Here is a 1,275-nt window from a genome sequence, read left to right as displayed (position 1 = left end):
CTCGGTGAACGTAGACGTTCTGTCGCAATAGAGGTTCTCGACTTTGATTCGTTTTGCACTCTCTGCATTTTTCGCATTGTGTGCATTCTGGGCGTTTTTCAAGGCATCCAATTGGCCTCATCGCGTTTTGGACGATGCCGCACTCCAGTACACAACTCCCAGCGTTCCAGCTGAGGCGAATGGTGATATCACCTATTTTTCCATGGTTGAGAACCAAAACGTCACTGTCGATGGAGCTGCCGCGTATCTCCGCGACCATCACTGGGGTTGGGAGGAGTGCAGGGATTATTTCATTGACAACGCAACCTTCGAGGGACAGACCCTTTGGAATGCGCCGGATCAAAACCCAATGGTCCCTGCAAACATAATTCACGCCTCTGGACATGTGATCGATGCTTATCGCGATGGTTGGGCGCGGTGCCAGTTTCAGATCCAACAGGAGTTAAAGACAACCTCCGAATCAAGTTTCCGACAAGATTTGGTTGTTCCACAAACGCGTACAATCACAATACTGTACGGACTATCTTTTGGCTTTTGCACTGCTTCCATCGCGCCGTTGGTTTGGCCGCTTCTCGGAAGGACGACAGAACCAGACGATGCACGTGAGCCGCCGAGTTGAGTTTATTGAAGTGGTGAGTCGTTCGCGGCGGCCACGTGATCGTTACCGTTCGTTGCTAAAACCCAAACTGTTGAACCAGGTTAGATGGTGCAAATGAGAAGAGCGATTGGCGCGGGTTACCTAATACAGCAGTCGCCGGGCGCAGAGATGGTTGGCGGTCTTGAGGTTGTGTTGCGATCTCCCCGATCAGTGCCAGGTGGCATTCGTGTTACTAACACTCTTTGGCAATCTGAAGGCACTCGCGAAGATATTGCCGAGTACCAATCGCAAGCACTGGCTGGCCTGAAAGCGTACGCCGAAGAACACAATGTCGATTTGACGCAATTCGATGTAGAATTGTGTCGTTTTGTGGTGCACGACGTTGATTCGATGCCCAAGCTATACTTCCTCGCCGCCCAGAATGCACTTGAGTGCGCATTGAACATGTGGAATCGGAAGCCGCCCGCCTAAACGAAGAAGCAACGAACCAAAAAATGCACCCGAGTTGCCGATCGGGCGTTTCCTCAAATCAAAGTCTCTTGGCGGCAACCGGGTGATTTTGGGCGTTCACGCTGCTAACCGACGCCTGACGAAAGCGCCCACTTCTTCTTTTGCGTCTTCTCGCGTTCTTTTGTGGCAATTGATTGGCTGTCGTTGGATCGTGACCCGGAGGACGC

2 protein-coding genes are annotated in these 1,275 nt (G+C 51.8%); both read left to right on the top strand.

From position 1 onward, the window contains the following. The first annotated feature begins 43 nt into the window (after nt 1-43). Entirely contained in the window at nt 44-619 is a 576-nt protein-coding gene (locus tag NZK35_RS20100) for a hypothetical protein (RefSeq protein WP_259634314.1), read from the top strand. 93 nt (nt 620-712) lie between these two features. Beyond that, a complete protein-coding gene (locus tag NZK35_RS20095; protein ID WP_259634313.1) occupies nt 713-1,069 on the top strand; it encodes a hypothetical protein in 357 nt (118 codons plus the stop codon). Nucleotides 1,070-1,275 lie beyond the last annotated feature (206 nt).

The organism is Stieleria sedimenti (genome assembly GCF_025060895.1).
GTDB lineage: Bacteria > Planctomycetota > Planctomycetia > Pirellulales > Pirellulaceae > Stieleria > Stieleria sedimenti.
The sequence above is the reverse complement of the archived record's forward strand: the minus strand, read 5'-3'. Positions and strand labels throughout refer to the sequence as shown.